Origin of the sequence: Pseudomonas sp. NBRC 111138 (genome assembly GCF_001320835.1) — a bacterium.
Taxonomy (GTDB): domain Bacteria; phylum Pseudomonadota; class Gammaproteobacteria; order Pseudomonadales; family Pseudomonadaceae; genus Aquipseudomonas; species Aquipseudomonas paracarnis.
In genome coordinates this window covers 1-875 of sequence record NZ_BCBO01000132.1, presented here as the reverse complement: position 1 = coordinate 875, position 875 = coordinate 1, and the positions used below count along the sequence as shown (strand labels likewise).

General features: G+C 61.9%; 1 protein-coding gene. It reads left to right on the top strand.

The window, feature by feature from the left end; all coding sequences use genetic code 11:
* Window positions 1-839, top strand: an 839-nt coding sequence (gene gltS / locus APH41_RS23090; protein WP_054921713.1) for a sodium/glutamate symporter, incomplete at its 5' end; no start/stop codon positions are given.
* Window positions 840-875: the final 36 nt, after the last annotated feature.

The following is an 875-nucleotide window of genomic DNA, read 5'->3' as shown; positions in this document are numbered from 1 at the left end:
TGGGCCTGCTCGCGGGCTCGGTGACCTTGTCCGGTGGGCATGGCACCGGTGCGGCTTGGGGCGCGGTGTTCAGTGAGCAGTATGGCGTGGCGTCTGCGTCTGAATTAGCGATTGCCTCGGCGACCTTTGGCCTGGTGCTCGGTGGCCTGATCGGCGGGCCCGTGGCGCGTTTTCTGATCAAGCGGGTCGAGGTTCCAGGTATTGGGCAACCGCAATCGAGCCTGGCCAAGGGGTTCGAGCAACCGAACGAAGAGCGCCTGATCACCGCGTTTTCGTTTATCGAGACCCTGGCGCTGGTGGCGATCAGCCTGCAGGGCGGCAACTTGTTGAATGCCGCCATCCAAGGCACCGCTTTCGAATTGCCGACGTTCGTGTGCGTATTGTTCGTCGGTGTGGTGCTGCGCAATGGGCTGTCCATGCTCGGCTGGCATCAGGTGTTCGAACGCGAAGTCTCGGTGCTGGGCAATGTCAGTTTGTCGTTGTTCCTGGCGATGGCGCTGATGTCACTCAAGCTCTGGGACTTGGCGGCACTGGCTTTGCCGATTGTCGTTCTGCTGGCCGCACAGGCATTGCTGATGGCGCTGTTCGCGATTTTCGTGACGTTCCGGGTGATGGGCCGCAACTACGATGCGGCGGTGCTGGCGGCAGGCCATTGCGGCTTCGGGCTAGGCGCCACGCCTACGGCGATTGCCAATATGCAGGCGGTGACGCAGCGCTTCGGGCCTTCGCAGATCGCGTTTCTGGTGGTGCCGATGGTGGGCGCGTTCTTCATCGATATCGCTAACGCGGTGGTGATCAAGTTGTACCTGGCGCTGCCATTTCTAGGGGCCGCAGGGTAAGTTTTTCAGCGCCTGCCCATGGCGTTCATCGCCGCA